Genomic DNA, 25,798 nt, shown 5'->3' with positions numbered 1-25,798 from the left:
TGTTTAGAACGGTTGGGCTGGCCGTCCATGCCCGCATGGCAGCGCACGCTCCTGCCGCGTGGCGCGCGGCTCGGATCGGCCACGCGGCGACCTCGAAGATCAACGGGCAGAGACCATCTCGGGTAACGCACGGCCGTCGGCACTGCACCGTAATGCCGAATTGCGTGCATTCCGAACGATTCATCCGGTCGCGGAGTCACCGAAAAACCTGTTGGCGGACTACAGCGACCACTGCTAGCTTTCCGGAGACCGTGCAAGAGGCCGAGGAGGTGGTACCCGTGAACGCAGTATCGACATGGGTGCTCCCCTCAGGGGTCACGGTCGGGCGATAGGTCGTCCGGGAGCGCCGTTCAGCAGCACTCCCGAAAGAAGACACGACCATGCACTTCACTTCCGAAAAGCACCTCGATGACGACAGCATCCTCGAGCGTGAATTCACCCTCGGCGAGATCCCCGGCATCCTGTGGACGCCCGCGTCCGTATCCGCACCGGTCCCGCTGATCCTGCTCGGCCCCCCTCCCCTCGGGCTGCGCAAGGCATACCCGCGACTGCTGGCCCGGGCCCGGCACGCCGGGGCGGAAGGCTACGCCGCGGCTGCCATCGAGCTCCCCGGCAGCGGCGAGCGGCCCCGTTCCGCTGCCACCGATCAGGCCCGCGCCGATCTACAGCGGGCGCTGCAGGCCGGCGAGCCGGTCACCGACGACATCGTCGACCGGCTCATTCTCCCGCTGGTCGACCAGGCTGTCCCGGAATGGCAGGCCACCCTGGACGCCCTTCTCGCACTGCCCGAGATCGGCGGCCCGGTCGGGTATGCAGGCGGGGTGATCTCGATCGGCACCCGGCTGGCAGCGGTCGAGCCGCGCATCTCGGCCGCCGTTCTATTCGCCGGGAGCTTCGTGCCCCGCACCATCATCGAGGAGGCCCGGCAGGTCACCATCCCGCTGCACGTCCTGCTGCAATGGGACGACGAAGGACACCACCGGCAGATGGCGCTGGACCTGTTCGACGCCTTCGGCTCCAAGGAGAAGACGCTGAACGCCAACATGGGCGGGCACCTCGGCGTCCCGCAGCACGCGGGGGAAGAGGGGAACGGGTTCTTCGCCCGACACCTGAAGTAGGGCCAGCCCGTCAGGCCGCCAGACGCTAGGAGCAGTCGGCCAGGACGCCGCTATCGAGGACAGGTCTCGGCCCTTCCTCGATAGCGGTGGCCGCAGTCAATGCACGGTCATGCCGCTGATCGCGCTGGGTGTCTGGCTGGTTGCCGGCGTCTCGCATCCTGGCGTTTCGGTAGGCGCCTGGCTGGGGGTGTCGGGGACGCTTGTTACATCGTCGCGACAGCGACCGTATTGATGTACGGCCATCGGCACGGCAGCTACGAATCACTCTCAGCGGTCAATGAGTGAAGTCACTGCGAGAGAGGAGACCTACCGTGCCCAGCTCCAACGATCCGATGGCGGTGGTGCGCCAGTATGTCGACGCTTTCAACAACGGTGACGAGAAGGCGATGGCAGCGGCGTGCGCTGACCCGATGCAGATTCTGGACGGAATGTCGCCACATGTGTGGCAGGGGCCGACAGCCGCAGCGGACTGGTGGCGGGCCGCGCTTGCCGAGGCTGAACACGTCGGGGCTTCCGGCTACCGCATCGATCTCGGTGAGCCGCGGCATGTCGATGTCACCGGCGACTTCGGGTATGTCGTCGTTCCGGCCACCTTCTCGTACACCCTTCAGGGCGAGCAGGTCACGCAAACCGGCGCGGTCTTCACTGCGGCACTGGACAAGGTCGGCACCGACTGGCGCTTAACGGCCTGGGCCTGGGCAAAAGGATGAGAGACACTTGGCGGCTCTACGATGACCGCCTGAGCCCGCACCGCATACCGCGTTGACCGAACCGGCCAGCGCGAGTGCGTGGAAGATCAACTGGCAGGTGCTATCTGAGCCCGCCGACCGAACGTCGTCAGTGCAGGTAATGCCGCATAGTGCGCCGTTCGACGGGCCATCCGGTGGACCGAAGGTCTACGGCGCGTGATCATGTCGGGCTGGTTCGCCCGCGCGGTTGGTGTCCGGGCCTCCGGTACGGGCGGTGTGTCAGGAGGGCGCCGCGATGGTGTCGTTGTCGACCATGGCCGTCGTTATGCGGTGTGGCATTTCGATGCGGAGTTCGCGGCTGGATGTCCCGGCAACCACAGTCGACGAGAACTGTGTCCTCGAACCACGTCACTGCCCGTTGCGCTGCTTGCGCATCCGCTCTCGCTGCGCACGAGTTCGGTCGGTGAGTTCCTCCGGCCGTTCGATTTTCGGCCGCATCCGATGCTGTGCACGAAATCTCACCGCCAACATCGCCACGATTCCAACCGCGAACAGCACCGCTCCTGGCCAGACGAGCCAAGGCTCCGGGGCCCGCGCATTGATCGCGGAGACTGCCGGACGACTCCAAAGCCGTATTCGGGCCGGGATCCATCAGATGCAGGCCGAGGGACTCATTGGTGCACACGTCGACGCCGACGCGATCGCCCATTCACTGGTAGCCGGTATCCACGGCGCAACCTTGCTGCAACTCGCAACAGGAGCCGACTCCCACATCGGCAATGTCATCGACACGGCCGTCGAACAACTCGAGAGCTCGGCGCCTCAGCGCACAGCGGTGCAGCCGACATGATCGCGGTCGAAATGATGTGTGTCTCTGTGGAACGCGGAGGTAGGCGGATCGGACATGGCTGCTCGACGACGGAGGCCCGATTCCATCCGTGAGGATGGGAACCTTTGTTTCCGGCGACGCGTGGCCGCCAAGCCGGAATCGATCTCGGTGCCGCCCAGGCGGTCTCGGTCGACGCCCTGTCACAGGCTGTGCTCGACCAACTCGGTGCTGGTGAGGATCGGCTGATCCGGGTGATCGGAAGTCTGGGAATGCGGCTGCATTCGTATCTCCCGACGCGGACCTTCGAGCTCGCCGTTCAGGACTCGAGCATCGTCCATTGGGCGCGCGTGCTGAAGCGCCATGAATTCGAAGCACGTCGTGCCCCGTCTGATCGGGGCACCAGAACCCGTGGCTGTCTGCGGGACAGCGATCTTGGAACAGTTGCGAGGGCTTTCCATTCCAACAGATGGGTTTCCACACGATGACTACCGTTCGCTCAGCTCTCCGTACCGGCCTGGTGGCCACGGTTGCCGCCGCCGCGATCGCGGCGGGCTCCGCGGTCGCCGCCGCCTCTCCCACGTCGGTCGACGGGGTTCCCCTGGAACTCGCAGCGCCCGCGAACCAGCCAGCCGTCGCGCAGCCGATCTACACACCGGACAGCGGCAGTGCCGTGATCAACCTCCTCAACCTCCTCACCGGCAGTGCTGATCGGCCGTGCAACAGCCCCGCCACCTGCCTCTGATCCGATCTCGCGTAAAGGCCGTCCATCCTCGGTTTCGTTCGATCTGCCCGCAGCGCCCCTGCTTGCCACAGGCGTGGTCTGAGCGGGCCGAGATGGACGGCCTGGCACTCGTGCCACAAGGTGGTCCCAAACTCATTGCGGGCGGCGGGGCTGTCGCGCGCCGATGTCCTCTGGGCGGCTGCCGAGGTTGTTCGTCTGCCGCCGCGGGAGGGTGCCGATGCGCGGCTGTCAGTTGGGTTCGGTGTGGCGGTCGTAGCGGGTGCGGGCTCGATTGTGGGCGTTTCGGAGGAGGGTTCGGATTGGGGCCTCGGTTCGGGGGCCGGGGTTGACGACGGCTAGCCAGGCGGCTGAGGCGTAGACAGGGTGGGGGATCAGGGTGTCGGTGGTGGTCGGGTCGAGGGAGCCTGATTCGCGGGGAGTGTGGCCTGTCCACTCGATGAACTCGGCCCTTGATGTGTTGATGTTCAGACGGAACGTGTTGGGGCGGCCGAGCTGAGAGGTGGCGTCGTCGGGGTAGTCCTTCGTGACGAGGGTGGCGAAGGGCTGGACCGTGGTAGGGGTGACGCCGTCGGGGGCGTAGTAGAAGAAGTAATCGCCCCAGGCGATTTCGGGGGTGCCGTCGCCGGGGGCCGGGTGGAGGGTGAGGACGCCGCCGAGGGATTCGATGTATATGGCCAGGTCTTCGATGGTCATGAGTTACAGCGTTACATTGAAGTGCTTGTGTGGACTTTTCCCTGGATATAGGGAGGTGGGGAGTTGCGAAGTCGCAACTCGGGACGATTGCGGACCGTGGATGTGGCGCGGCTTGCGGGGTGCTCGGTGCAGCAGGTCCGCAACCTGGAGAACGAGGGCGTGCTGCCGCCGGCGATCCGCACGGACGCCGGCTACCGGATGTACGGCGAAGCCCATCTGTGGTCCGTGCGGGCATACCGGAGTCTGGCGGCGGGCGCGGGGCCGGGGGCGGCCAAGCAGATCATGCGGGCCGCGCAGGCCGGAGCCGGCCCCGAGATGCTCGCGTTACTGGATGCAGTGCACGGGCGGCTCGACGGCGAGCGGCGGGAACTCGAAATCGCAAGGGCCGCAGCCAGGTTGATCGCCGAAGAACCCATCACGGATGCGCGGCCCTCGGACGAGATAGGCGTGACCGAGTTGGCGGGGGCACTGGGAGTGCGGGCCTCCACGCTGCGGCACTGGGACGCGATGGGACTGGTTGTGCCGGGACGTGGGGACAGCCGGGGTGCGCGCAGATACGCGCCGGCCGAGGTGCGGGATGCCCGGATCGTGCATCAGTTGCGGGCCGCGGGGTACCGGATTCCGCAGTTGCAGGAGTTGATGCCGCAGTTCCGGGGTGCGCGGCGGTGGGACGCGGTGATGGCCGGGCTGGCCGCGCGGGACAAGAGCATCGAGAACCGGTCCCGGGCACTGTTCGAGGGCACGGCGGCACTCAGCACAGCCATTTCGGCGGCGGGCGATGAGGGAAGATCGACTTCTCTTGAAGGACCGAAGGTTTCGGACTGACAGAAGAATGCGCTTGCGGCGCTACAGTTGCACACCGCGCCGCTCCGCACGACCTACGACCCCGGCTGCCCTGTGCAGCATGGATTTTCGCCGTACCAATAGTTGACCACGTCAGCCGCCGCGATACGAACCCGCGAGCCATCCGGCGACCAGAGCACATCCGAGCCGACGCGTCTACGAAACATGTTGTCAGCGACCAAATTCGGCGTTGGCGACACCCTTGGCGAAGGCGGACCATTCGGCGGGGTTGTAATCGAGGGTGGTGCCGTGGGGGTTGGTCAGCGTCGCACCGCCAGCGGCGGAGAGGGTGACGGACAGGTGTTCACCGATTCGGCCGGAGTTGCCACTCAGCACGAGATCCAGAAAGGCGGGCCAGAGTTCTGGGGCGATCGCGAGCGTCGGTTGATCGTGAGACGGGCCTGTGTACTTGCTGTCGCGGAGCAGTACACGGTCAGCGCCGTGGGCGACCTCGACGCAGGTACCGTCCCCGCCGCTGAAGGTGGACTTGAAGAATTCGGCACTCACGGTTTTCACCTTAGTTCTGGCGGGCAATCTCCTTGATCAGCTCGAGCGAGCGCTGATGGTCGAGTGCGATCGATTGGATCTGCTCGAAGAGGTACTCGAGTGCGGTGACTCGCTTCGGATCATCGACGATCTCGAAGTAGGCAGCGGCTTCGATCCAGCCCAGCGTGGGAAGGCGCGCACTCTTGAAGTCCAACAGGTGAAAGGTCGCGGAGTTGAGACTCGCGATAGCGCCGCCCGCCTCGTACGGAATGACGCGGATGTCGAGAGTGCCCGAATGCCTCTCTGCCATCTCTATCAGGTGCTGCAGTTGCCTGCTACGGATGTCGTCGTTGCCGACCTTGTACATCAGGGCCGCCTGCCCCATCACCACGGATAGCTCGAGCGGATCGGGACCTTCGAGTAGCCGCTGCCGACGGAGCCGCGCGCTGACACGTGGCTCGACCTCGGTTGGCCTACCGGTGGTTACCCGGGCCTTCATGAGAACGCGCGTGTAGTCCTCGATCTGGAGCAGACCGGGTATCACGATGTTCTCGAAGCTGCGGATACTCTGCGCACCGGCCTCCAGTCCGTAGTAGCGCATGAGCTGTTCGTTGAACAGGGCGGAATACTCGGCGAACGGATGGCGCCCCTTCGCAATGTCGCGTAGCGCCAACAACTCTGCTCGTTCGTCGACGTCGAACTCGAGCAGACCCATGAGGTCCTTCAGCTTGTCCTCGGCGAGCGTGCCTCGCCCCCGGGTGAGTGCGGACCAGTACTGCTGGCTGACATCGAGCGCCTTCGCGATCGTGCTTGTCTTCACTCCGCGATCGTCAGCCCGGTTCCTGATGCGCAGCATCAACTCCCAGTTGGCGACCGTTGGAGACGTACCAGTCATCTCGATCCTTCCTGCGAAGAAACCGCCAACACCGTATAGCACCGGCCAGATCCGAAGTGCCGCTTCAAGGCTTGCTGGTTGTAACAACTAGGCGTAACGTGTGATTTGAACAACATTTCACAAGCCGAGGCGGCACATGGACCGCACGGCATCGAAACCCAAGATCCGCAAGCGCATTCAGCGAGGAGCTGGCGTAATGGTTTGGGACATTTGGTTTTTACTTCTGATTACCGCTACGGGAACTGCACTTCTGGCTGTCGCACGGTGGGGATTCGGCGATGCCCGTACGGCTGCACCGGGCCACGCGGCGCTGGTTGCGGGCAGATTTGCCCGCGTGCCGCTACATAACCGCCACCGCGTGCGTGGCAGACACCGCGCGTGGTGACAACGTGCCCTCTTCCCGTCAGACGACCCGGAGTCGATGATGACCAATCCCTATATCGCGCCTGCCGATCCACCCGGGCACGACCGGGCGGCGTCGCTGCGCGCCCATCCGTCCTGGCATGCGCAGCCCTCACCCTGGGCGGTGTTCTCCGATCGAGAGATCGAAGCCCTCTTGCAGGCCCATAGTGAGGCGTGCGAGAAGGCCGGCTGCGCGCTGCGCCGACACCTCGTGCGGTTGCGCGACGAGCGCGAGCACAAGGGGCGGCGACCATGATCAGACTGCCCGATTGGGTGAAAGTAGGTGCGCCCGTGCGGTTCCGGATGACCGGAAGGGACGACGCCGACTGCATCATCACCGGGATCAGTTCGACCGGGCGAGTCACTCTCTGCAATGGCGAGTGCTTCGCCCCGGCCCACCTGACATCCGGAAGTCTCGATGACACACGGTATTTCGAGAAGTTCAACCGCTTGTCGAGAGTGACAAAATCGGTGCGCAAAGCGTGACTCGAGGTGCCGGCGGCCGGACTGAAATCGAAGGCCGTGGCGGTACCCGGGGGCATCACACGCCGATGTGGAGCGCGCTGACAGCGCGCTCCACAGGATCATGGTGCGGGTATTCAGTCGATCTTGACGCTGAGGCCGTAGTCGACGGTGCTGTGGCTGGGCGAGGACACCGTGAGCCGGTAGGAACCGTTGACCGGCAGGGTGACCGAGGTCCACTGGTGCTGGTAGGACAGGGTGCCGGTGGGGCCGGTGATGGTGACCGTCGCGTCCGACCAGTAGGGGGTGGCGTCGACCACCATGACCTGGCCGCCGTGGGCGTCGACCTGGTAGGTGTCGTGGCCGAAGCCGGTCAGGCGGCCGCTGACGTAGCCGTTGTCGGCGCCGTAGGCGAAGTAGATCTGGTGCACGTCGTCCGCGGAGGCGGGGCCGGCGCCGAGGATGGTGGCGGTCGAGGCGGCGGCGAGGACGGTGGCGGCGAGGAATTTCTTTTTCATGCTGCCGAGAGTGGGCGGCGGCACCAATCAGATTCCAACCGAACACTATTGGCGCATATCAACGCCACCGCTCGACGGCCGGCGCTCTCGCGGTAGCGGACTCGCGTGGAGCGAGGACACACCCATCTCGGGGTTGGAGGTCCTCACACCGACCAACTCGCGCCGTTGTTGGAACGTGGAATCCCCCGGCAACCGGGACGAACGGACGCGGCCGCAGCTCTACCTTCGGCATCCAGGTTCGGGCAGTGAAGCCCGGCACCTGCAGGAAGGACATCCAGATGACCACGAGCAAGCGGATGCGCGTGCGCATCGCCGCCGCGATCATGGGCGCGGCCGTGATGGCCGGTACGCACAGCGTGAACGCCCAGGCCGCTACCCAGCCCACGATCCAGGACCTCGTCGACGCCATCAACACCGGCGTGACCACCGCCGGCAAGGCACTCGCGGACACCGGCATCTCCAGTGCGCCGCACTCCACCATCCCGACCGGCAACGGTCCCGAAATGACGGACGCCGTCGCCGCGTTCACCTTCTCACTCGCCAATGAGAACATGGCCCCCGCCGGCGCCAACGACTGGAACTGCAAACCCAGTGCGGCGCACCCCGAGCCGGTGGTGCTGCTGCACGGATCATGGATGAACGCCTATGACGGGTTCGCCTATTTGTCGCCCAAGATCAAGGCGGCCGGATTCTGCGTGTACGCGCTGAACTTCGGCCAGGAGGGTCTGCTGCAGCAGGGTGGTCTGGGCGCGCTGGTGCCGGGCGTCAATGGCATTGCGCCCATGGAGGATTCAGCCAAGGAGGTCGCCACCTTCGTCGACAAGGTGCTCACCTCGACCGGCGCACACCAGGTCGACATCATCGGACACTCCCAGGGCGGCACGGTCGCCGACCAATACCTGAAGTTCGACGGCGGCGCCGGGAAGGTCGACCAGTTGATCACCTTCGGCGCCACCCACCACGGCACCACCCTCGACGGCATCGCCACCCTGGGCCGGCATCTGACGGACATGGGTTTCAACGCACTGGGATTCAGCCAGCTGCTGGTCGGTCAGGGCTTGATCGAGCAGGTGACCGGATCCAGCTTCTACTCGACCCTCGACGCCACCGGCGACACCGTCCCCGGCGTGCACTACACCAGCGTCGCCACCACCCACGACGAGATCTCGACCCCGTACAACGCCACCTTCCTGACCGCCGGCCCCGGCGCGACGGTGAACAATGTGACCCTGCAGGACAACTGCGGTATCGACCTGTCCGACCACCTGTCGATGATGTACTCCCCACGGGCCGCGTCCATCGCCCTGCACGCCCTGGACCCGGCCGGCCATCCGAACCTGGTCTGCACCTTCAATCCGTACGCACTCTGAGCGACCGCCCGGATTCGCCGCGCGGGTGCGCGCCGAACCCGGGCCCGGACCGGCAACGCCCACCGGACGGTCGACAGTCGTCGTCCCGGACGGGTCAGGCCGCGCCGGACTCGAAGGCCGTCATGGTGCCGACGGTCGCATCCGGCTTTTCCCAGGGGGCCGGATCCGGGAAGTAGGTTTCCAGGAATTCCGAGACTGCGCGGACCCGTTCGGCCTCCGGGACCTCCGGGAAACTGCCGTCGTTGAGGCAGAAGAAATCTACGTTGCGGCGTTTGGCCAGGCCGTCGAGCAGGGCCAGGCCCGTGTACATGGTGGTGTCCACATAGCGCATCTTCGCGGCCTCCTGCGGGACCGCGCGGCCCGTGAGCAGGGCGTAGTAGTGGTACAGGGAATTCGTCACCGAGATATCGGTGGCGGCCCGGAAGCGGCTGGCTCGGGTACGCGCGAAATCCTCGGCGAAGACCTGCTCCATCTCCAGGAGCACACTGCGGCGCAAGGGAACCGGCGTGTGCTCGAGGTGGCGGGTGATGACGTGGCCGAAACGCTGGGTCAGCAGGGCGCGGTTGACGCGGGCCGCGTTCTCGAAACCGCTGCGGCGTTCGTTGTTGGCGCCCGGGCCGATTCGGGTGCCCGCTTCGATATAGCGGCTGATGCCCGCGGGAGTGAAGAACATGGACGGGCGCACGGGGCGGGCGAAGAACATGTCGTCGTTGGAGTAGAGGAAGTGCTCCGACAAGCCCTCGATGTGCTGCAGTTGGCATTCGATCGCATGGGAATTGAACACCGGCAGGCCGCTGATATCCGAGAAATGGTCCACCGCACGGACAATGGTGACCTTCGGGTCGTCGGCCAGCCAGTCCGGAATCCGGGAATCGGTGGCGATGAAAATGCGCCGGATCCACGGCGCGTTCTTGTGCACCGAGCGCAGGGCGTAGCGCAGTTCGTCGATCTGGCGGATGCGGGCGTCCGCCTCGTCGCCCTCGCCGACCACCACCTGCGCCATCATTCCGGCACGGCGGGCGCGGAATTCGGGGTCGGTGCCGTCCACCCACGAGAAGACCAGGTCGATGTCGAAGCCGACATCGGTCGGGTTGGGGGTGAACATGCCCGCCAGGGTGGGCCAGCTGGCGTCGTAGAGCAGCACGGTGGCGGGTTCCACGTCGGCGACGTCGAAGACCATGCGGGTCAGGGCATTCGGGCGCGGGCACTCGACGGTGTCGCCGTGGTACTCCCACAGCTCGAGCTCCACGTGATGGGCCGGGTCCAGGTCGCGGCCGAGGCGGAAGACATTGTGCGGCTTCTCGTTGCAGGAGAAGCCCGCGACCATCGCGGCCCCCAGCACCCGTCTCAGGGCCGACCGGTGACCGCTGTCCACGGCCAGTACCAGCCGATGGTCGGTGTCGCGCACCAGCACGAACGGCACATCCGCGGCGGCCAGTTCGCCACGCAGGTAACGCAGATCATCGATGACCGCATCCGATACCACCAGATTCGCCGCGGTCGCGCGCCCCACCATCTCCACCATTTCCGGCTGCTGCCCCGAACCCAGATCCGCCATCACCATCTCCGCTCTCTTCGCGCTGTACACCTCACATCTGCAGCCCCGGACCGGCGCGACCGGACGCCGGGCGGACCCGGTACCGGCAGCGTCGTGAAACCTGTTGGGCAGTCAGAAGAACGGAGCGGACAGGGCGGTGCGAGGTGTATTCCACGGTCGTCGCTGATACGGCCGGAATCCCATTCGCACTCACCTCACTCGTTCACATGGCGCCTGCCGCGCCGGTTGGGAAAAGCTGCTGCGTTCGTCGACACCCGGATGGGCGGACGATATTCACCGGGCAGTCATCGGCCGGTTACTCGCATGACCTCGTTCAGTCGAGGGACTGTAACGAATGATGCAACCGTTATCGCTTCTCGTCAATCTGTTTCCACGCAGGTCCGGCGGTGTTTTCACAGTCGTAACGGACGAACCTCGCGGAACCGGCACGCCGCGGGCCCCGATCGGACGCCAGCGGGCCAGCGCGGCAACGGCATACACTTGCGGCAGCACAGTCCAGCCCGCTGTGCGGAGCCGATGGTGAGGTGACGCGGATGGTAGCCGGAGCGCGGGAACGTCAGGAGCCCTCGACAGTGACGGAACCGGACGACACCGAGACGACAGCACATCCGACCGACCACCCCGAACTGGACGCCCTGCCCGAATGGCCGCAGGACACCATCGCGGTTCTCGTCACCACCGATCCCGCGCCGCACGCCATCCCGGTCTCCTGGCCGGTGCGCGCCGGTGATCGCCGAATCCTGCTCAGCCTCAAGTTCGATCGCGGCTCGCTGACGCGGCTGCGGGAACGTCCTGAGATCGCGCTGCTGATTCTGGGCGGCGGCGATGTGGCGCTGTGCGCCCGCGGCACCGCCAAGGTGATCGCCGATCCCATGCCGGACGCGGACGACTATGTGGCGGTGGAATTGACCGTCGAGGTGATCGACGACCACCGGCAATCAGCATTCTCGGTCGCCACGGGAATTCAGCGCACCGTCCTCGACGACAGCGAACTACGCTATCTGGAGAAACGAGTCGCGACGCTCAAAGCGATGGCGGCCGACCGCAACTGAGTATCGAAGGAGACCGTGTGTCTGTCAGCTTGGCCAAGGGCGGAAACGTTTCGCTGTCCAAACAGGCCCCCAACCTGACCAAGGTCGCGGTGGCGCTGGGCTGGGACGTGCGCACCACCACCGGCGCCGATTACGACCTGGACGCCAGCGCACTGGCCTGCGGATCCAATCAGCGCGTGCTCTCCGACGCGCACTTCATCTTCTACAACAACCTGCGCTCCCCCGAAGGCACCATCGAGCACACCGGCGACAATCTCACCGGGGCGGGCGACGGTGACGACGAGGTGATCAATGTCGATCTGGCCGCCATGCCGCCGACCATCACCAATATCTTCTTCCCGGTCTCCATCCACGAGGCCGACGTCCGCCGCCAGTCCTTCGGCCAGGTCCGCAACGCCTACATCCGCGTGATCGACGCCGTGACCAGTTCCGAACTGGCGCGTTTCGACCTCACCGAAGACGCGTCCACCGAAACCGCCATGGTCTTCGGCGAGCTCTACCGCCACGGCCCCGAGTGGAAGTTCCGCGCCATCGGCCAGGGCTACGCCTCCGGCCTGGCCGGCATCGCCCGCGACTACGGCGTGAACGTTTGATCATCGCCTTCTCCGTGACCCCGCTCGGCGTCGGCGAGAACGTCGGCCGCGCCGTCGCCGAAGCGGTCCGGATCGTCCGCGCCAGCGGCCTCCCCAACGAGACCAATGCCATGTTCACCACCATCGAGGGTGAATGGGACGAGGTCATGGCCGTCGTCAAACAGGCCACCGACGCCGTCATGGCAGTCGCCCCACGCTGCAGCCTCGTCCTGAAAGCCGACATCCGCCCGGGCGTCACCGACGCCATGAAGGCCAAGGTCGAAACCGTCGAGCGCTACCTCGCCGAAGAGTAGACGTGCCACCGATGAATGTGGTGGAAGTCGCGAGCACCCCGGTTGTGCTGGACGACCCGTACCGGCAGACAGCTACCTGATTCGAACGCCGACGGGGCCCGGTCGATCCGCGGTCACGAGATGCATTGGCGGAGCCAGGTAGGGATTTGTGCTAGCTCATGGTTGCCGGCCGGGTCGCGGCGACAACGTGTCTCCATGGCTGCTATCTTGGGGACACCGTGTCGCCAAGATGGGAGGTCGAGGTGCCGAGGATCGACGCGCCGACTGTGGCGGAGCATCGGGCCAATCAGGAGCAGGTGCTGCTCGCGGCGGCTCGGGAATTGTTGCTGAGCAAGGGGGTTGGGGCGGTGACGCCGGCGGCGGTGGGGGCGGCGGCGGGGCTGGCCAGGAGCAGTGTCTACAAGTACTTCCGGTCTGGGGAGGAGATTCTCGCGCGGATCGTGGTGGACTCGTTCGCCGGCTGGGCGCGGATCGTGCGTGAGGCCGTTGCGGCCGCCGAAGGGGCGGATGCGCGCGTCATCGCCTATGTGCGGACCACCGTGGAGTTGGCGGGGGCGGGGGCACATCGGATCGCGGTCCTCGGCGGGGCGGGGCTCACGAATGAGAGTGCACGGGAGCGGATTTCGCGTACGCATCATGAAATGGCCGAACCGTTGCGGCAGGCGCTCGCCGAGCGGGGAGATCCGGAACCGGAGTTGACCGCGGAGCTGATCGATGGGGCGTTGGGACGGGCCATCGATCGGATCGACGCGGGGGATGGTCTCGATCGGGTGCTGTCCACCACCGTGCGATTCATCGGTCGCGCGCTGAATCTCGAGGAGTAGTCATGTTTGTCGTCGTCAATGAGTTGTTCGTGGCGGACGCGGATCGGGAGGTGTTCGAACGGAACTTCGGGGCGAGCATGCGGGGGACGCTGTCGGCGGTGCCGGGACTGGTGGGGGCGCGGCTGATGCGCGCCCGGGAGGTCGGGCGCGGCTATGTGTCGATGCTCGAATTCGCCGATGAGGCCGCGTATATCGGGTATCTGGAGTCGGATGCGTTTCGGGCGGCACACGACTGGCCCGACCACGCGCCGATCGAGAGCAACGTATTGAGCACCTATTCGGTGATCACCGACGTGGTCGAGAACGTCCGGCCCTGAGCGGTCCGCGCGATCAGGAGATGCGCTGGCGGAGCCAGGTGGGGATTTCGTCGCCGGCGCGGGGGTAGGTGGCGAGTTCGCGGCGGCATTCATCGGGTTCGGGGATCGGGAGCCAGTCGGGAATTTCCTTGAAGGACAAGGTGAATTCGGCCTTGGTGGAGGCGGCGCGGAGGACGACCTGGCCGCTGAGCCAGGTGCCGGTCATCTGGTCGTAGCAGACTTCCTTGAGCCGGTTGAGGAGCGTGAGGATCTCCTCGGAAGGCTGGAGCTCGTCGGTGTGATCGGCGTCGGGGTCGGTCAGTTCCAGCTGGATGCCGGCGTGGCCGTCGTCGCCGACCAGGGAGAACCACAGGACCGCGACATTCCAGCCGACGGGGAGCGCTTCGGTGAGGGCGCCCACGAGCGCGCTCTCCACCATGTCGCGATCGGGTGAGCGGGGCGCGGCCGGCGGCGCGCCGGCGGGCGCGTCCTCGACGGCACGCACCGACAGGCCGGGATGATGCTCCCGCATCACATCAACCACCATCGGCACCGGCACCGGCAGCCGCTCGGCCACGATGAACAGCCGGCGGTCCGGATTGCGGCGCATGGTCACATCGCCGAGTGCCTGTACGCGGTCACGGAATTCGGCCGGATCGCGCAGCACCACCTCGGCGAACATCTCCGTTCGACCGCCCTTGCGCAGCCGCCCGATGCCCAGCCGCACCCGCTCCACCTCCGCCCACGCCACATGCGGAAACCCGCGATAGGTGAAGCCCTGGTCGGTGACCAGCAGGGTCGGCTGCGGGCGAAGCAGATCCTCGAGCATGGCGTACACCCCGAAACCGAACAACGCCATGGCCAATCCGCCGAGCACCCGCATGACCAGCTGCTGACTGCCGTCGAACACCACGAAACCGGGTAGCGCGGTCATCGATAGGAAGAAGACCAGCGCGATGATCGCACCCGTTCGTGGCGGGTAGTACTCGGTAATCGATTCGCGCCCCGAAGCATGCACCCCTCTGACGCTAGCCGAAACGAGCCGAAGGCAACACCGCCGTTATCGCCCGGCATTGCGACCGCGATGCCCGATCCGTCCGCGACGCCGGATTCCGTTCAGCCGCGCGGCCAGTACCGATGCCAGTCCGCGGCGGCCAGCGCGCGCCGCTCGCCCCGGTCGATTTCCGCGGCATCCTCGGCGGCGCGGATGGCGGTAGCGAACGCGAGAGTGGCCTTGCGCAACCGCTCTTCGGCACTGTCCGGCCCGCCGAGCTCCACGACACGCAGAGCGCCGGGAATCAGCTCCTCGGGTAAACCCGCCTTGATACCTCGCGAGCGAACCTTCTCCGCCAGCGCCAGCGCGGGCTGCGCCATGGCAATGCCGTCCAGGCAGGAGCGCCGCGCCTTCTCGGCGGATTTGCGCTCCTCCCAAGCCCTTTCCTGCGCCGCGATCTTGTCGGCGACCGCCGCGGCCGGATCGATGCCGTATTCGCCGGAACCATGCTCGCCGATCAGATGCGGACTGCGGTGCACCAGCTTGGACACCAGGGCCGCGGCTACGTCGGCGACGGTGAATTCCCCTGCGGCCTCGGCGATCCGGGAGTGGAACAGCACTTGCAGCAGCAGATCCCCCAGCTCCTCCTTGATGGTCTCCGCGTCTTCGGCCTGAATGGCGTCCAGAAGCTCGTACGTCTCCTCCAGCAGGTACGGCCGCAGCGAATCATGCGTCTGCGTCACCTCCCACCCGCCGAAGTTCCACAGCCGGTCCATCACCTCGACCGCCTCGCCCAGCGCCGCGATCATGCGCGCGGTATCCGCCGCGGATTCGGCCGCCATCGCCTCGCGCCCCGCCTCGCCACGCCCGAAACCGCCTCCCGCACTGGGCTGTTCCGAGCCCGGCCGGACCGACTCGCTCCGCCGGGCCGACTCCGCTCCCGCGCCGTTCCCGGTACTCATCACGCCACCGCAGCCGCGGGCCGGACGCAGGACGCCATCGGCGCGACGGCCCGCCCTGCGAACGCCCGTGGCAGGCTTGCATTGGTCGGACAACTCATCGGGGAGCCAGCACCTCCGCCGCGACCTTGACATCCACTGCGCCCGGGGCCTTTCCGTCCAGGGCGAGCAGCAGGTCCGCGACGAACTGGAGCACCTGCACGTCGCGGACGCGGGCCGCACCGACGCTGTCCTCGACGCGCGGCAGCGGCAGCTGGACGATGCCGGTCGCCGGGCGGTAGGTGGCGTTGGGGTACAGCCGCTTCAGCCGCAGCTGCTTGGAATCCGGGAGCTGCAGCGGCGACACCTTCAGAGTGGTTCCGGTGACGCCGATCTCGGCGATGGCGTACTCGCGAGCCAGCAGGCGCAGCTTGGCGACCGAGACCAGGCGGCCGACCTCCACGGGGAGCGGGCCGTAGCGGTCCACCAGTTCCTCGACCACGGCCGAGAGCGCCGAATCGTCCTGGGCGGCGGCGAGTTTGCGGTACGCCTCCAGGCGCAGGCGGTCGGAGGCGATGTAGTCGGGCGGAATGTGGGCGTCCACCGGCAGGTCGATGCGGACCTCCTTGACCTCCTCGTCCACCGAGATCGGGCGGCCGTCGGCGGCGGCCCGGTAGGCCTCCACCGCCTCGCCGACCAGGCGCACGTACAGGTCGAAGCCGACACCCGCGACATGGCCGGACTGCTCGGCGCCCAGCACATTGCCCGCGCCACGAATCTCGAGGTCCTTCATGGCCACCGCCATGCCCGCGCCCAGATCCGAGTTCTGCGAGATGGTCGCGAGCCGGTCGTAGGCGGTCTCGGTGAGCGGCTTCTCCGGCGGGTACAGGAAGTAGGCGTAGCCGCGTTCCCGCGAGCGGCCGACCCGCCCGCGCAGCTGGTGCAGCTGCGAAAGGCCCAGGGCGTCGGCGCGTTCCACGATCAGGGTATTGGCATTGGAGATGTCGAGACCGGTCTCGATGATGGTGGTGCACACCAGCACATCGAATTCCCGCTCCCAGAAGCCCTGCACGGTCTTCTCGAGCATGTCCTCGTTCATCTGCCCGTGCGCGACCACCACTCGCGCCTCCGGCACCAGGTCGCGAATCCGCTTGGCCGCCTTGTCGATCGACGACACCCGGTTGTGCACGTAGAACACCTGGCCGTCGCGCAGCAGCTCACGGCGGATGGCCGCGGCCACCTGCTTGTCGTTGTAGCCGCCCACGTAGGTGAGCACCGGATGCCGCTCCTCGGGCGGGGTCAGGATGGTCGACATCTCGCGAATGCCGGCGAGGGACATCTCCAGCGTGCGCGGAATCGGCGTGGCGGACATGGTCAGGACGTCCACGTGGGTGCGCAGCGCCTTGATGTGCTCCTTGTGCTCGACGCCGAACCGCTGCTCCTCGTCGATGACGACCAGGCCCAGGTCCTTCCAGCGCACCCCGGTCTGCAGCAGACGATGGGTACCCACCACGATGTCGACATCCTTGGTGGTCATGCCCTCCAGGATTTCCCGCGATTCGGCCGCATCGGTGAAGCGGGACAAGCCCTTCACCACCACCGGGAAACCGGCCATCCGCTCGGTGAAGGTCTGCAGATGCTGTTGCGCCAGCAGCGTGGTGGGCACCAGCACGGCCACCTGCTTGCCGTCCTGCACCGCCTTGAAGGCCGCACGCACCGCGATCTCGGTCTTGCCGTAGCCGACGTCACCGCAGATGACGCGGTCCATCGGGACCGCCTTCTCCATATCGGACTTCACCTCGGCGATGGCCGAGAGCTGATCGACGGTCTCGGTGAACGCGAAGGCGTCCTCCATCTCCTGCTGCCACGGCGTGTCCGCGCCGAAGGCGTGGCCGGGCGCGGCCTGCCGGGCGGCATAGAGCTGCACCAGCTCGGTGGCGATCTCACGAACCGCCTTGCGCGCCTTGCGCTTCGTATTGGCCCAGTCGGAACCGCCCAGTTTGGACAGCGACGGCATCTCGCCGCCGACATAGCGCGACAGCTGATCCAGCGAGTCCATCGGCACGAACAACCGGTCCCCCGGCTGGCCGCGCTTGCTGGGCGCGTACTCGATGACCAGGTACTCGCGGCGCGCGCCGCCGACGGTCCGCTCGATCATCTCCACGAAGCGGCCGATGCCGTGCTGGTCGTGCACCACCATGTCGCCGGCGGTCAGCGCCAATGGATCGACCTGGTTGCGCCGCCGCGCGGGCAGCTTCTTGCCCTCGCCGGGCGCGGTGACCCGGTTGCCGGTGAGATCGGATTCCGCGATCACCACCAGCTTGGCGTCGTCGAACACGACGCCGTCGTGCAGCGACCCGCACAGCACGCCGACCAGTCCGCGCACCGGCTCGGCACCGGCCTCCAGCGCCGCCGCGGGCACCTCGGCATCGGCGAGCCGTTCCAGAATGCGTTGCGCCGTACCGTGTCCGGCCACCACGATGACCGCGCGGCCACCGGTCGCGACATGCGCGCGCAGCGAGGCGAAGATGGTGGCGACCAGCTCCTCCGAACCGCGCGCCGAGGCGGCGGCCAGCACCGGCAGCGCGATCTCGTTCGGATCGTCGGCGGCCAGCGGGCTCAGCGTCCACCAGGGCAGGCCGCGCCGCTCGGCATCGGCGTGCACCACATCCAGCCCCCGGTAACTCGAGGCGGCCAAATCCAGCCCGTGCGCGCCCAGCGGGGCGGCCCCGCCGAAGGAGGCCGCCGTCCACGACGCCTCCAGGAACTCCTGCCCGGTGCGCACCAGGTCGGCGGCGCGGGTGCGGACCTTCTCCGGATCGCACAGCAGCACATGGGTTTCCGCGGGCAGCGCGTCCACCAGCAGTTGCAGCTCACCGGGCTGCAGCACCGGCAGCAGCGCCTCCATGCCCTCCACTGGGACACCCTGGGAGATCTTCTCCAGCATCTCCACCAGCGCGGCATCGGCCGGATTCTCGGCGGCCACCCGGGCGGCGCGTTCCCGCAGGGCGTCGGTGAGCAGCAGCTCCCGGCACGGCGGCGCGACCACCAGCTCGATCGGCACCTCGTGGATCGAGCGCTGGTCCTGCACCGAGAAGGCGCGCACCTCGGAGACCTCGTCGCCCCAGAACTCCACGCGCACCGGATGATCCGCGGTCGGCGGGAAGACGTCCAGAATGCCGCCGCGCACCGCGAACTCGCCGCGCTTGCCGACCATGTCGACCCGCTCGTAGGCGAATTCCACCAGCCGCGTGAGCAATTGGTCGAAGTCGAACTCGGCGCCGCGGCGCAGCACGATGGGCTCGATCTCCCCGAGCCCCGCCGCCATCGGCTGCATGAGCGAGCGCACCGTGGTGACCACCACCCGCAGCGGACCCGCGAACCCCGGGTCCTCCGGATGCGCCAGCCGGCGCAGCACCTGCAGCCGCCGGCCCACGGTGTCCGCGCCCGGCGAGAGTCGCTCGTGCGGCAGCGTCTCCCAGGACGGGAACAGTGCGACCGTGTCGCCCAGTATCTCCGTCAGCTCGACGGCCAGATCGTCGGCCTCCCGCCCGGTGGCCGTCACCACCAGCAGCGGGCGGTGCCCGGCAATGGTCGACGCGACGAACGGCCGCACCGCCGACGGCGCGACCAGCATCGCCGACTCCCGGCCGATCAGGCTCGCGACCTGCTCCAGCGCGGCATCGGCACCGGCCACCGCAGCCAGTCCCGCCAGAGGTGGACGTTGGGTGGTCATGGGGCAGACTCCTCGGCGCAGATCAGCGTTCCAGACAGCCAACTGAGTCTAGTCACCCGCTGTGACAGCTTCACCACGCAGACGCTTCTCAGCCCCCGAGCGCCCCGGCCGTGCTTGGATGGCGGAATGTCCCAGGCGAACGATCCGCGGGTGGACGCCTACATCGACGCCCTGCCCGGCTGGCAACAGGGCATCTGCGGCCAGGTCCGCGACCTGGTGCACGCGGCCGACCCGGCGGTCGAGGAGACCATCAAACGCACGGTCCGGCCCTACTTCGTGCTCGACGGCAATATCTGCGCGCTGCTCGCCACCAAGAAGGCCGTCGACATCTTCCTCTACGACGGGGCCATCGTGCCCGATCCCGAGGGCATCATCACCGGTGGTCACGACAACAAGACCGCCCGCATGATCGCCGTGGCGGAGGGCGAAACCCTCAATGCTCCAGCACTTCTCGCCATGTTCCGGCAGATCATCGCCAACAACCGCGCGGGCGGCCGGCGAAAACTCGAGGGCAAGTAGCCGTGCCGGGCGCTGCCGCCGATTTCGCCGGCCTACCGGCGTCGGGGCCCTGTGATAACAATGGTCCCCGCGGGGAGGAGGTCCGGGGCTCGACCCGCTGTGACCAGAACGCCCGGGTCCAGGGGACAGTATGACCACACCGCCACCCGCGCCACCCTCCGGCGGGCAACCGGATCAGCACAGCAATCCACCGCAGCCGGACAGCCAGTGGGCACCCACCCAGCAGTGGCACGGACAACCGGCTCAGACGCAGTTTCCGCCACAGGGCCACTTCCCGTCGCAGCAGCAATTCGGGCAACCACAGCAGCAATTCGGGCAACCACAGCAGCAGTTCGGACAGCCCCAGCACTTCGCCCCGGGACCGGGTCACGATGTACCGCAGCACGGGTTCCCGCCACCGGGGTTCGGCGCACCGCAGCGCCAGTTCAGCTCCCCGCAGGGTCAGTTCGGTATGCCGCAAGGGCAATTCGCTCAGCAGCAGCCCTTCGCCACACCGGGTCAGTTCGGCGCACCAGCGCCGGTGATCACACAACCGGTGGGGCGCAACCGGAATCGGATGATCCTGCTGGCGCTGGCCGGAGTCGCGGTGCTGGTCGTGGGTGCGGTGATCGCCGTGGTGGCGACCCGGTCGGATGACTCGGGCGGCACACAGGCCCAGTCCCCGGAGACGTCGAGCGCGGCCACCACCACCAAAACCGGAGCGGGCACGAGCGATCCGGCGGCGATGGTGCTGGCGGTCGACGACCTGCCGGTCGGGTGGACCGAGGACACCAAGAAGGAGCAGCAGACCAACGACGGCACCGATGAGGCCCGGGTCTCGGGTGAGACTCCGGACTGCACCGCGAAGCTGAAGAAGGAGGCCGCCCCGCCCGCGACCAAACCGGCGGCGAAGGCCACCTCCGCCTTCGGCCAGAAGGGCGGCTACGGCGGGGCCGCGGTGACGACGACGGTCGCGTTCCGCACCCCCACCGAGATCAAGACCGAATTCGACGAGGAGAAGGACGCCTCCGACAACTGCCCGACGGTGATCTACGACGGCATGCAGATCGTGTACACGAAGATCTCGAACATTCCGGCGGTGGGCGACGAGATCATCGGCTACCAGATGGACGCCACGGCGGCCGGCGGCGGCCAGGCACGCGGCCTGCACTATGTCTGCCGGTCGGGCGGCAAGATCTGGTACTTCGACTACAACGCCAACGTCAACGACTACCACGCCGACGAGGCCAACCGCCTGCTCAGCAAGGCGCTCACCAAGTGGCAGGCGGGGCTCAAGTAGCCGATTCGCGAAACCTGCTGCGCCGCAGCACTGCTCGCTGCCTGCTCACACGCACCACACGGTGCTCACCGCACTGCACCGTGCGCAGTCTCACTGCACGTAGCGACGCAGGCGCCGAGCCGCGAATTCACGGAAGTAGGCGACCTTCTCCTCGGGCACGATGCTCGGCAGCAGGAAGTACCAGGCCCGCTCCATGCGGGTCGCCATCTGATCGATGGACTCGGTGCTGACCGCGACGATATGGACGCCGGTGGTCATCTCCTGCAGCAGCATCCCGATGGTGTCGGGATCCAGGTCGGGTTTGAGATCCCCCTGGGTGATCGCGCGTTCGGCGAGCAAACGGTGCGTCTCACCCCAGGTCTTGGCGATATTGTCGCCGGTCGCGCCGCGGTAGTCGCCGATCTGGTGGGTCAGTTTGAGCATCGCGCCCACCATCGGGTCGTTCATGGTGAGGTCGGCGACCACATAGGTGATCCCGATGCACGCCTCCAGCGCCGGCACCCGCGGATCGAAGAATCCCTGGCATGCGCTGACCAGTCGCTCGTTGCCCTGATCGACGACCGCGCGCGCCAGTTCTTCCTTGGATCCGAAGTGAAAGTACAACGCGCCCTTGGTCACATTCGACTGCGCGATGATCTCGGACAGGGACGCGTTCGCGTAGCCCAGTCGCAGAAAGACATCGGCCGCGCCCGCGAGGACGGAATCGCGAGTGATCTCCGCACGCGCCTGCCTAGCCATCAGAGCCGCCTGTCATCAAACCAGCCATCCTGAAGTAGACCGATATCCCGAAGTTGACCGACATCACAGTTCGAACAGCACTCGAAGGATGGGTGAACCGTACCACCCGGCTGCGTGCTGCCAGTCGATTCGAGCATTCGACCCGTCCTCCTTCGCAATTCGCTGGTTAACTGTCCAGTTCCGCCCCGCTAGGACAGACATATCAGACCTGAATTCAAACCGCCGGGTTCTATAACCCCTTGCCGCTCGGCCATTCCGACGCCAGCTGGGGTTCCGCCTCCAGATGCGTGAGGCCGTTCCAGCACAGGTTCACCAGATGCGCGGCCACCACTTCCTTGGATGGCTGGCGCTCGTCCAGCCACCAGGTCGCCGCCGTCGCAACCATTCCCACCAGCGCCTGCCCGTACAGCGTCGCCAGCGTCGGGTCCAGCCCGCGGCGCTCGAAATCCCCGGCCAGAATGTGCGCCACCTGATTCACGGCCTCGTTCAGCAGACTCGAGTAGGTGCCCTCCGCGGCCGACACCGGCTGATCCCGCATAAGGATCCGGAAGCCGTCGGTCCGCTCCTCCATATAGGTGAGCAACGCCAGCGCCACCTGCTCCAGCCGCACCCGCGAACGGTTCTGGGTGAGCGAGGAGGTGATCATCTCCAGCAGCGTCGACATCTCCCGGTCGACGACCACGGCGTAGAGCCCCTCCTTGCCGCCGAAGTGCTCGTACACCACCGGTTTCGACACCTGGGCCCGCGCCGCGATCTCCTCGATCGAGGTGGCGTCGTACCCTCGCTCCGCGAACAGCGCCCGGCCGATCTCGATGAGCTGCTGGCGGCGCTGAGTGCCGGTCATGCGCGCCCGCGCGGGCCGACTGCCCTCACCGCCCGTCATCGCTACCGCCTCCCTACTCCGCAATCAGACCGCTCATAACTGTTCCAGACTCTCCAGGAGAATGCGGCCAGGGGTCACTCGCCGTCCGTATTCGCCAACGTAACAACTGATTTGTCTCGATCGGGGTAACTCCTGGGGTACTGAGTGAGTCCGTTGCGTCGTAACCGCCGGTCCATGACGCGAACCGGCCCCGCACGTGACTCGTCGGCAAGAAACACGGAGAGGCGGGGGAGCACAGTTCGACGTAGAGGCGTACTTCATGCGAGGATCAGACCCGCATGAAGCGTCAATCCGCCGTGGTGTAATGGCAGCACAACTGATTTTGGTTCAGTTTGTCCAGGTTCGAGTCCTGGCGGCGGAGCTCACGAGCAGGGTCGATATGGTGGGCCCCGCACAAAATCGCTGACCACGCTGTGGGTGCTGACCCACTGTGGCCCAGCACAACCTGACTCAGCACACGATGACCGGCAGCCGAGGGAGATCCATGCCACAGCAGACCGCCGTCGTCGTTCTCGCCGCCGGAGCCGGAACCCGAATGCGGTCCAAGACACCCAAGGTGTTGCACCCGCTCGCCGGTCGGAGCATGCTCGCCCACGCGCTGCATGCCGCGCACGAGATCGACCCGACGGCGCTCATCACCGTGATCGGTCACGATCGCGAACAGGTCGGCGACGCGGTCGGCAAGGTGGGTGCCGAACTGGGCCGCCAGATCACCCTGGCGGTGCAGGAGGAACAGCGCGGTACCGGGCACGCCGTGCAGTGCGCGCTCACCGCGCTGCCGGAGAACTTCGACGGCGACGTCCTCGTCACCTACGCCGACGTGCCACTGCTGGACGGGCACACCCTGCACGCACTGCTCGACGAGCACCGCAGCTACTCCGACGGATCCGCAGTCACCGTACTGACTTTCGAGCCCGAGGACCCGAACGGCTACGGCCGCATCGTGCGCGACGCGCAGGGTCACGTGCTGGAGATCGTCGAGCACGCCGACGCCAGCCCGGCGCAGGCGGCCCTCACCGAGGTCAACTCCGGCGTCTACGTCTTCGACGCGGCCGTGCTGCGAATCATGATCTCGCGCATCGATACCGCCAACGCCCGCCACGAGCTGTACCTCACCGACGTGCTCAAGCTGGCCCGTGAGGCCGGACATCCGGTGCACGGCGCGCGGCTGATCGATTCCGCCAAGGTCACCGGCGTGAACGACCGGGTGCAGCTGGCCGGCGCGGCCCGCACCCTCAACCGCTACATCCTGGAACGGCACATGCGCGCCGGGGTCACCATCATCGATCCGGCCAGCACCTGGATCGACGGGAACGTGGTGATCGGCCGTGACACCGTCATCCGGCCGGGCGTACAACTGTTGGGCGACACCGTGATCGGCGAGGACGCCGAGATCGGACCGGACTGCACGCTCACCGACGTGACCGTCGGCGACGGCGCCAAGGTGGTGCGCACGCACGGCGAGAAGTCGAGCATCGGCCCGGGCGCGAGCGTCGGCCCCTTCGCCTATCTGCGGCCCGGCACCTCGCTCGGCGCGGAGGGCAAGATCGGCGGCTTCGTCGAGACCAAGAACGCCACCATCGGCGCGCACTCCAAGGTCCCGCACCTCACCTATGTCGGCGACGCCACCATCGGCGAATACAGCAATATCGGCGCGTCCAGCGTTTTCGTCAATTACGACGGGGTCAAGAAGCACCACACCACGGTCGGCTCGCACGTGCGCACGGGCAGCGACACCATGTTCGTCGCGCCGGTCACCGTGGGTGACGGCGCGTATTCGGCGGCGGGTACTGTACTGCGCAGAAGCGTTCCCCCGGGAGCGCTCGCGGTGTCGGGTGGAGCACAACGCAACATTGAAGGCTGGGTGCAGCGCAATCGCCCCGGCACCGATGCAGCCCGCGCGGCCGAAGCGGCGCTCGCGGCTCTCCCGGATCCGCCGGGAACCACCGAGATATCCAACGAGCAAAAGGATGGCGAACGTCAGTGACCGCGTTCTCTACCGATAACCAGAAGAATCTGATGCTGTTCTCGGGGCGCGCTCATCCTGAGCTCGCCGAGGCGGTGGCCAAGGAACTCAACGTTCACGTCACTCCCCAGACCGCGCGCGACTTCGCAAACGGTGAGACCTTCGTCCGGTTCGAGGAATCGGTGCGCGGCTCCGACGCTTTCGTGCTGCAGAGCTTCCCGGCCCCGCTGAACCAGTGGGTCATGGAGCACCTGATCATGATCGACGCGCTCAAGCGCGGTTCGGCCAAGCGCATCACCTCGGTGCTGCCCTTCTACCCCTACGCCCGTCAGGACAAGAAGCACCGCGGCCGCGAGCCCATCTCGGCCCGCCTGATCGCGGACCTGCTCAAGACCGCGGGCGCGGACCGCATCATCACCATCGACCTGCACACCGATCAGATCCAGGGCTTCTTCGACGGCCCGGTCGATCACATGCACGCGCAGGTGCAGCTGGCCGAGCACATCCGCAACAACTACGACCTGTCCAACATCACGGTCGTCTCCCCCGACGCCGGCCGCGTGAAGGTCGCCGAGAAGTGGGCCAACTCGCTGGCGGACGCGCCGATGGCGTTCATCCACAAGACCCGCGACCCGCTGGTCCCCAACCAGACCGTCTCCAACCGCGTGGTCGGTGAGGTCGAGGGCCGCACCTGCATCCTGATCGACGACATGATCGACACCGGTGGCACCATCGCCGGCGCGGTCAAGGTGCTCAAGCAGGCCGGCGCGGGCGACGTGGTCATCGCCGCCACTCACGGCATCCTGTCCGACCCGGCCGCCGAGCGTCTCGCCGGCTGCGGGGCCAAAGAGGTCGTGGTGACCAACACCCTGCCGATCGACGAGGCCAAGAAGTTCCCGACGCTGACCGTGCTGTCGATCGCCCCGCTGCTGGCGCAGACCATCCGCGAGGTCTTCGAAAACGGTTCCGTCACCGGCCTTTTCAACGGGAACGCATAACCGGAACTCTCGTAGCCTCTCAGGGCTCCGCCCCTGAACCCCAACGGCAACCGGGGCTCTGCCCCGAACCCACCGGGGCGGCCA

The 25,798-nt window shown here is 66.9% G+C and carries 26 protein-coding genes and 1 tRNA gene; 17 read left to right on the top strand and 10 right to left on the bottom strand.

Annotated elements, in window-relative coordinates; all coding sequences use genetic code 11:
* Nucleotides 1–380 precede the first annotated feature (380 nt).
* The 4 genes from ACWEQQ_RS21440 (at nucleotide 381) to ACWEQQ_RS21425 (ending at nucleotide 3,378) form a co-directional block, all read left to right on the top strand.
* Nucleotides 381–1,118: an alpha/beta hydrolase gene (locus ACWEQQ_RS21440; RefSeq protein WP_452349411.1), complete on the top strand. Its 738-nt coding sequence runs from the start codon at nucleotides 381–383 to the stop codon at nucleotides 1,116–1,118.
* Nucleotides 1,119–1,429: 311 nt separating this feature from the next.
* On the top strand, nucleotides 1,430–1,828 hold the full coding sequence (locus ACWEQQ_RS21435; protein WP_452341467.1) for a nuclear transport factor 2 family protein: 399 nt from the start codon (nucleotides 1,430–1,432) through the stop codon (nucleotides 1,826–1,828).
* Between the two features lie 442 nt (nucleotides 1,829–2,270).
* On the top strand, nucleotides 2,271–2,657 hold the full coding sequence (locus ACWEQQ_RS21430; protein WP_452349410.1) for a hypothetical protein: 387 nt from the start codon (nucleotides 2,271–2,273) through the stop codon (nucleotides 2,655–2,657).
* Nucleotides 2,658–3,117: 460 nt separating this feature from the next.
* Nucleotides 3,118–3,378 carry a hypothetical protein gene (locus tag ACWEQQ_RS21425; protein WP_452341465.1) on the top strand — a complete coding sequence of 87 codons (261 nt, stop codon included), beginning with the start codon at nucleotides 3,118–3,120 and terminating at the stop codon, nucleotides 3,376–3,378.
* A gap of 228 nt (nucleotides 3,379–3,606) precedes the next feature.
* On the opposite strand, the gene ACWEQQ_RS21420 is transcribed toward ACWEQQ_RS21425, so the two are convergent.
* Nucleotides 3,607–4,071 carry a DUF6194 family protein gene (locus tag ACWEQQ_RS21420; RefSeq protein WP_452349409.1) on the bottom strand — a complete coding sequence of 155 codons (465 nt, stop codon included), beginning with the start codon at nucleotides 4,069–4,071 and terminating at the stop codon, nucleotides 3,607–3,609.
* A gap of 63 nt (nucleotides 4,072–4,134) precedes the next feature.
* Here ACWEQQ_RS21420 and ACWEQQ_RS21415 point away from each other — a divergent pair, with 63 nt between their 5' ends.
* Nucleotides 4,135–4,896 carry a MerR family transcriptional regulator gene (locus tag ACWEQQ_RS21415; protein WP_452349408.1) on the top strand — a complete coding sequence of 254 codons (762 nt, stop codon included), beginning with the start codon at nucleotides 4,135–4,137 and terminating at the stop codon, nucleotides 4,894–4,896.
* Nucleotides 4,897–5,085: 189 nt separating this feature from the next.
* On the opposite strand, the gene ACWEQQ_RS21410 is transcribed toward ACWEQQ_RS21415, so the two are convergent.
* Both ACWEQQ_RS21410 and ACWEQQ_RS21405 read right to left on the bottom strand, forming a co-directional pair.
* Nucleotides 5,086–5,421 (bottom strand): DUF397 domain-containing protein, encoded by a 336-nt coding sequence (locus ACWEQQ_RS21410; RefSeq protein WP_452349407.1) that lies wholly within the window; start codon nucleotides 5,419–5,421, stop codon nucleotides 5,086–5,088.
* 10 nt (nucleotides 5,422–5,431) lie between these two features.
* Nucleotides 5,432–6,295, bottom strand: coding sequence for a Scr1 family TA system antitoxin-like transcriptional regulator (locus tag ACWEQQ_RS21405; protein ID WP_452341461.1), 864 nt, complete (start codon nucleotides 6,293–6,295; stop codon nucleotides 5,432–5,434).
* Between the two features lie 424 nt (nucleotides 6,296–6,719).
* Between ACWEQQ_RS21405 and ACWEQQ_RS21400 the strand changes: the two genes are divergently transcribed.
* A complete protein-coding gene (locus ACWEQQ_RS21400) occupies nucleotides 6,720–6,953 on the top strand; it encodes a hypothetical protein (RefSeq protein WP_452349406.1) in 234 nt (77 codons plus the stop codon).
* A gap of 343 nt (nucleotides 6,954–7,296) precedes the next feature.
* Here ACWEQQ_RS21400 and ACWEQQ_RS21395 read toward each other — a convergent pair whose 3' ends face one another.
* On the bottom strand, nucleotides 7,297–7,677 hold the full coding sequence (locus tag ACWEQQ_RS21395; RefSeq protein WP_452349405.1) for a hypothetical protein: 381 nt from the start codon (nucleotides 7,675–7,677) through the stop codon (nucleotides 7,297–7,299).
* 278 nt (nucleotides 7,678–7,955) lie between these two features.
* Here ACWEQQ_RS21395 and ACWEQQ_RS21390 point away from each other — a divergent pair, with 278 nt between their 5' ends.
* Nucleotides 7,956–9,047: an esterase/lipase family protein gene (locus tag ACWEQQ_RS21390; RefSeq protein WP_452349404.1), complete on the top strand. Its 1,092-nt coding sequence runs from the start codon at nucleotides 7,956–7,958 to the stop codon at nucleotides 9,045–9,047.
* Nucleotides 9,048–9,141: 94 nt separating this feature from the next.
* Here ACWEQQ_RS21390 and ACWEQQ_RS21385 read toward each other — a convergent pair whose 3' ends face one another.
* The gene (locus ACWEQQ_RS21385) at nucleotides 9,142–10,572 is read right to left on the bottom strand and encodes a stealth family protein (protein ID WP_452341541.1); all 1,431 of its coding nucleotides are present in this window, start codon (nucleotides 10,570–10,572) and stop codon (nucleotides 9,142–9,144) included.
* Between the two features lie 605 nt (nucleotides 10,573–11,177).
* On the opposite strand from ACWEQQ_RS21385, the gene ACWEQQ_RS21380 reads away from it, so the two are divergent.
* From ACWEQQ_RS21380 to ACWEQQ_RS21360, 5 genes are all read left to right on the top strand, one after another.
* Nucleotides 11,178–11,657, top strand: a complete 480-nt coding sequence (locus ACWEQQ_RS21380) for a hypothetical protein (protein WP_452349403.1) — start codon at nucleotides 11,178–11,180, stop codon at nucleotides 11,655–11,657.
* A 17-nt stretch (nucleotides 11,658–11,674) separates the two neighbouring features.
* On the top strand, nucleotides 11,675–12,250 hold the full coding sequence (locus tag ACWEQQ_RS21375) for a TerD family protein (protein ID WP_354833161.1): 576 nt from the start codon (nucleotides 11,675–11,677) through the stop codon (nucleotides 12,248–12,250).
* Nucleotides 12,247–12,543 carry an MTH1187 family thiamine-binding protein gene (locus tag ACWEQQ_RS21370; RefSeq protein ID WP_354833159.1) on the top strand — a complete coding sequence of 99 codons (297 nt, stop codon included), beginning with the start codon at nucleotides 12,247–12,249 and terminating at the stop codon, nucleotides 12,541–12,543. Before ACWEQQ_RS21375 ends, ACWEQQ_RS21370 begins: the two co-directional genes overlap by 4 nt.
* A gap of 242 nt (nucleotides 12,544–12,785) precedes the next feature.
* Nucleotides 12,786–13,367: a TetR/AcrR family transcriptional regulator gene (locus ACWEQQ_RS21365; RefSeq protein ID WP_452341455.1), complete on the top strand. Its 582-nt coding sequence runs from the start codon at nucleotides 12,786–12,788 to the stop codon at nucleotides 13,365–13,367.
* A 2-nt stretch (nucleotides 13,368–13,369) separates the two neighbouring features.
* Entirely contained in the window at nucleotides 13,370–13,684 is a 315-nt protein-coding gene (locus ACWEQQ_RS21360) for an antibiotic biosynthesis monooxygenase family protein (protein WP_379397585.1), read from the top strand.
* 13 nt (nucleotides 13,685–13,697) lie between these two features.
* Here the strand turns inward: ACWEQQ_RS21360 and ACWEQQ_RS21355 are convergent, their stop codons facing one another.
* The 3 genes from ACWEQQ_RS21355 to mfd form a co-directional block, all read right to left on the bottom strand.
* Entirely contained in the window at nucleotides 13,698–14,681 is a 984-nt protein-coding gene (locus tag ACWEQQ_RS21355) for a hypothetical protein (protein WP_452349402.1), read from the bottom strand.
* 98 nt (nucleotides 14,682–14,779) lie between these two features.
* Entirely contained in the window at nucleotides 14,780–15,499 is a 720-nt protein-coding gene (locus ACWEQQ_RS21350) for a MazG family protein (RefSeq protein WP_452349520.1), read from the bottom strand.
* Nucleotides 15,500–15,713: 214 nt separating this feature from the next.
* Complete coding sequence (mfd, locus tag ACWEQQ_RS21345; protein ID WP_452349401.1) at nucleotides 15,714–19,331, bottom strand: transcription-repair coupling factor; 3,618 nt, start codon at nucleotides 19,329–19,331, stop codon at nucleotides 15,714–15,716.
* Nucleotides 19,332–19,457: 126 nt separating this feature from the next.
* Here mfd and ACWEQQ_RS21340 point away from each other — a divergent pair, with 126 nt between their 5' ends.
* A complete protein-coding gene (locus ACWEQQ_RS21340) occupies nucleotides 19,458–19,850 on the top strand; it encodes a DUF1801 domain-containing protein (RefSeq protein WP_452349400.1) in 393 nt (130 codons plus the stop codon).
* Between the two features lie 130 nt (nucleotides 19,851–19,980).
* Nucleotides 19,981–21,129, top strand: a complete 1,149-nt coding sequence (locus ACWEQQ_RS21335; RefSeq protein ID WP_452349399.1) for a hypothetical protein — start codon at nucleotides 19,981–19,983, stop codon at nucleotides 21,127–21,129.
* A 90-nt stretch (nucleotides 21,130–21,219) separates the two neighbouring features.
* Here the strand turns inward: ACWEQQ_RS21335 and ACWEQQ_RS21330 are convergent, their stop codons facing one another.
* Both ACWEQQ_RS21330 and ACWEQQ_RS21325 read right to left on the bottom strand, forming a co-directional pair.
* Nucleotides 21,220–21,867, bottom strand: a complete 648-nt coding sequence (locus ACWEQQ_RS21330) for a TetR family transcriptional regulator (protein WP_379387467.1) — start codon at nucleotides 21,865–21,867, stop codon at nucleotides 21,220–21,222.
* Between the two features lie 229 nt (nucleotides 21,868–22,096).
* A complete protein-coding gene (locus tag ACWEQQ_RS21325) occupies nucleotides 22,097–22,711 on the bottom strand; it encodes a TetR/AcrR family transcriptional regulator (protein WP_354836545.1) in 615 nt (204 codons plus the stop codon).
* A 329-nt stretch (nucleotides 22,712–23,040) separates the two neighbouring features.
* Here ACWEQQ_RS21325 and ACWEQQ_RS21320 point away from each other — a divergent pair.
* The 3 genes from ACWEQQ_RS21320 (at nucleotide 23,041) to ACWEQQ_RS21310 (ending at nucleotide 25,714) form a co-directional block, all read left to right on the top strand.
* Nucleotides 23,041–23,111, top strand: a tRNA-Gln gene (locus ACWEQQ_RS21320).
* Between the two features lie 123 nt (nucleotides 23,112–23,234).
* Complete coding sequence (gene glmU, locus ACWEQQ_RS21315) at nucleotides 23,235–24,737, top strand: bifunctional UDP-N-acetylglucosamine diphosphorylase/glucosamine-1-phosphate N-acetyltransferase GlmU (RefSeq protein WP_452341450.1); 1,503 nt, start codon at nucleotides 23,235–23,237, stop codon at nucleotides 24,735–24,737.
* Nucleotides 24,734–25,714 carry a ribose-phosphate diphosphokinase gene (locus ACWEQQ_RS21310; protein ID WP_452349398.1) on the top strand — a complete coding sequence of 327 codons (981 nt, stop codon included), beginning with the start codon at nucleotides 24,734–24,736 and terminating at the stop codon, nucleotides 25,712–25,714. Before glmU ends, ACWEQQ_RS21310 begins: the two co-directional genes overlap by 4 nt.
* The last annotated feature ends 84 nt before the right edge of the window (nucleotides 25,715–25,798 follow it).

The organism is Nocardia sp. NPDC004123 (genome assembly GCF_053603795.1).
The sequence above is the reverse complement of the archived record's forward strand: the minus strand, read 5'-3'. Positions and strand labels throughout refer to the sequence as shown.

Bases quoted from the DNA above. Each gene is read 5' to 3' on its own strand.
- ACWEQQ_RS21440 (WP_452349411.1), top strand. From the start codon at position 381: ATGCACTTCACTTCCGAAAAGCACCTCGATGACGACAGCATCCTCGAG.
- ACWEQQ_RS21425 (WP_452341465.1), top strand. From the start codon at position 3,118: ATGACTACCGTTCGCTCAGCTCTCCGTACCGGCCTGGTGGCCACGGTT.
- ACWEQQ_RS21420 (WP_452349409.1), bottom strand. From the start codon at position 4,071: ATGACCATCGAAGACCTGGCCATATACATCGAATCCCTCGGCGGCGTC.
- ACWEQQ_RS21405 (WP_452341461.1), bottom strand. From the start codon at position 6,295: ATGACTGGTACGTCTCCAACGGTCGCCAACTGGGAGTTGATGCTGCGC.
- ACWEQQ_RS21400 (WP_452349406.1), top strand. From the start codon at position 6,720: ATGACCAATCCCTATATCGCGCCTGCCGATCCACCCGGGCACGACCGG.
- ACWEQQ_RS21395 (WP_452349405.1), bottom strand. From the start codon at position 7,677: ATGAAAAAGAAATTCCTCGCCGCCACCGTCCTCGCCGCCGCCTCGACC.
- ACWEQQ_RS21390 (WP_452349404.1), top strand. From the start codon at position 7,956: ATGACCACGAGCAAGCGGATGCGCGTGCGCATCGCCGCCGCGATCATG.
- ACWEQQ_RS21385 (WP_452341541.1), bottom strand. From the start codon at position 10,572: ATGGTGGAGATGGTGGGGCGCGCGACCGCGGCGAATCTGGTGGTATCG.
- ACWEQQ_RS21360 (WP_379397585.1), top strand. From the start codon at position 13,370: ATGTTTGTCGTCGTCAATGAGTTGTTCGTGGCGGACGCGGATCGGGAG.
- ACWEQQ_RS21350 (WP_452349520.1), bottom strand. From the start codon at position 15,499: ATGGCGGCCGAATCCGCGGCGGATACCGCGCGCATGATCGCGGCGCTG.
- mfd (WP_452349401.1), bottom strand. From the start codon at position 19,331: ATGACCACCCAACGTCCACCTCTGGCGGGACTGGCTGCGGTGGCCGGT.
- ACWEQQ_RS21340 (WP_452349400.1), top strand. From the start codon at position 19,458: ATGTCCCAGGCGAACGATCCGCGGGTGGACGCCTACATCGACGCCCTG.
- ACWEQQ_RS21335 (WP_452349399.1), top strand. From the start codon at position 19,981: ATGACCACACCGCCACCCGCGCCACCCTCCGGCGGGCAACCGGATCAG.
- ACWEQQ_RS21330 (WP_379387467.1), bottom strand. From the start codon at position 21,867: ATGGCTAGGCAGGCGCGTGCGGAGATCACTCGCGATTCCGTCCTCGCG.
- ACWEQQ_RS21325 (WP_354836545.1), bottom strand. From the start codon at position 22,711: ATGACCGGCACTCAGCGCCGCCAGCAGCTCATCGAGATCGGCCGGGCG.
- glmU (WP_452341450.1), top strand. From the start codon at position 23,235: ATGCCACAGCAGACCGCCGTCGTCGTTCTCGCCGCCGGAGCCGGAACC.